The following is a 2,721-nucleotide window of genomic DNA, read 5'->3' as shown; positions in this document are numbered from 1 at the left end:
GATAACATCAAACTGTTTAACGACTTCTGCTGAGGGGACTACATGGACACGTTTCACCCGGAGCCGGCGGCCATCACGGAGTGGGACCCGGAGCTGCCTCAACGATCTGGCAGCGCAACGTCGTTTCCGGTGATCGGCTGACCATGCTGGAGCGGCTGAATCAGATCGCAGGGCTCGTCGGCACGATGTCACGAGCGAGGCTGCTCGCTCCGCTGCGTCCCGACCGGTACGTGCGCATGGCAGCGGCGGTGCGGCGCGCCGGGATGAATGCCACGTCGGGGTTCGTGATCGCGGCCCAGCGATGCCCCGACCGGCCTGGCCTGATCGACGAATTGGGCACCTTGACGTGGCGCGAACTGGATGAGGACGGCGACGCCTTGGCCGCTGCGCTGCAGACGCTACCGGGTGGCCCGCCGAAGGTTGTCGGCATCATGGCGCGTAACCATCGCGGGTTCGTTGTGCCGTTAATCGCCGCCAACCGGATCGGCGCTGACGTGCTGTTGTTGAACACGTCCTTCGCCGGGCCGGCTCTCGCCGAAGTCGTGGCGCGCGAGAAGGTCGATGCCGTCATCTACGACGAGGAGTTTGCGTCGTCGATCGACCAGGCGTGCAAGGATCGTCCAGAGGCCGCCCGGATCGTCGCGTGGACGGACGATCCTGACGCACACGACGTCACGGTCGCGGGCTTGGTCGATGGGCACCGCGGTCAACGTCCCTCACCGGCCCCGCGGGCGTCGAAGATGATTCTGCTGACGTCGGGCACCACCGGATCACCCAAGGGCGCCAAGCATTCTGGCGGCAGCGCGGATGCGTTGAAGTCGATCCTCGACCGGACACCGTGGCGCGCCGAGGAGACCACAGTGGTTGTGGCCCCGATGTTCCACGCATGGGGGTTCGGACAACTGGGCATCGCCGCGCTGTTGGCCTGCACCATCGTGACCCGGCGCAAGTTCGACGCCGAGGCGACCCTTGCGCTCGTCGACGAACACCGGGCCACCGGATTATGCGTCGTACCAGTCATGTTCGACCGCATCGTCGACCTACCCAATGACGTCTTGGCGAACTACAGCGGCCGGTCGCTGCGGTTCGCGGCGGCATCGGGCTCGCGGATGCGCCCCGATGTCGTCACCAAGTTCATGGACCGTTTCGGCGATGTCATCTACAACAACTACAACGCCACCGAGGCGGGCATGATCGCCACAGCTACGCCGGCCGACCTACGTGCATCGCCCGACACAGCGGGCCGACCCGCTGTAGGCACCGAGGTCCGCATCTTCGACGTCGACTTCCGCGAACTGCCGACCGGTGAGGTCGGGACCATTTATGTCCGCAACTCCACCCAGTTCGATGGCTATACGTCGGGCGCCACCAAGGACTTTCACGCCGGTTACATGTCATCCGGCGACATCGGGTACCTCGACGCCGAGGGCAGGCTATTTGTCGTCGGCCGCGACGACGAGATGATCGTCTCCGGTGGCGAGAACGTCTACCCGATCGAAGTCGAGAAGACGTTGGCCGGGCACGCCGCAGTCGCGGAGGCCGCGGTGCTCGGCGTCGACGATGAGCAATACGGTCAGCGGTTGGTCGCCTTCGTCGTTCTCACCGACGGCACCGCCGCAACCACGGACGACCTCAAGGCGCATGTGCGCGAAAACCTGGCGAATTACAAAGTGCCCCGGGCGATCACGGTGCTGGACGAGCTCCCCCGCAGCAGCACCGGCAAGATCGTCCGCCGCGAGCTTCACGCACTCGTCGAGCCCTCGGCGGGCGCCAAGTAGACCTAGTCAAGGGTTGGGCACCCAGGGGTTGTCGGGGAAGAACAGGATGCGGGCGATCACCAGTGGCAGCGTCAGGAACACCGCATAGAGGACGTTCATGCCGACGATCCAGGCAACGATCTGGTGTGCCCGTTGCCCGGAGGTGGTGATGACGGGCTGCACGCCCAGCACCCGTTCGAACCAGGTGCGCCCGTCGGCATCGCGCCTGTCGAGGCTCGCCACTACGGCAACGGCGAAGATGGACAGCGGGACACCTTGATAGATCAGCTGCAGTCCGCCCTTGTCGGTGTGGATGGTCGGCCCGATCGACTGCAGATATTGGAACCAGTTCGTTACGTAGGACACTCCGTCGGCCGTCACGAAGTTCCACAGAATGAATGGAACGAACACGGTAATCACCAGGGCGGCCGGGTAATTCACTGAAGGATGGCGGCGCCGGAACCATTGGAACAGGTTCAACACGGCCGCGAATCCGCCGGCATAGAACCAGCCGTAGCCAGCTAACACGTACACCGGTTTGTTGGGGGTGGTGTACGGGGTTTCCCCCCAGGGCAGTAGCGTCAGATCCGGGTTGTAATAGAGGTAGGCACCCCAGTCGGCGTAGAACTCCTGCCACCACATGGTGAAGCACCCGATGAAGAGCAGCGCGGCGGTGTCGGGCCGGCCATTCTTGCGCCAGCGGTAGAGCAGAGACGCGGCCACCAGTACGAAGACGATCCAACCGCCAATCTCCATCACCCAGGCGGCGTTCGACGGAGGCAGGGGCCCAGCGGCGAGCACGCCGTAGCCGGTCCGCGTCATATCAGTCGCTGGCCGGCAGCGGCTTGGCTTCCTTGAGCACCAGCGGCGTCGCGCCGACGCTGAGCGACCCGGCGCCGGCCTTGGTGACCAGCACTTCGGCGTCGCCGTCGTCGACGTAGCGCTTGCCCATCGTGCTGCCGTC

2 protein-coding genes are annotated in these 2,721 nt (G+C 64.9%); one reads left to right on the top strand and one right to left on the bottom strand.

What is annotated here, in order from left to right:
• The first annotated feature begins 143 nt into the window (after positions 1 to 143).
• Positions 144 to 1,778, top strand: coding sequence for an acyl-CoA ligase FadD12 (gene fadD12, locus VGH54_RS10045; RefSeq protein ID WP_331511806.1), 1,635 nt, complete (start codon positions 144 to 146; stop codon positions 1,776 to 1,778).
• 6 nt (positions 1,779 to 1,784) lie between these two features.
• Here the strand turns inward: fadD12 and VGH54_RS10040 are convergent, their stop codons facing one another.
• Positions 1,785 to 2,579, bottom strand: a complete 795-nt coding sequence (locus VGH54_RS10040; RefSeq protein ID WP_331511805.1) for a spirocyclase AveC family protein — start codon at positions 2,577 to 2,579, stop codon at positions 1,785 to 1,787.
• Positions 2,580 to 2,721 lie beyond the last annotated feature (142 nt).

Origin of the sequence: Mycobacterium sp. (genome assembly GCF_036488105.1) — a bacterium.
GTDB lineage: Bacteria > Actinomycetota > Actinomycetes > Mycobacteriales > Mycobacteriaceae > Mycobacterium.
This window is presented reverse-complemented; position numbering and strand designations above follow the sequence as displayed.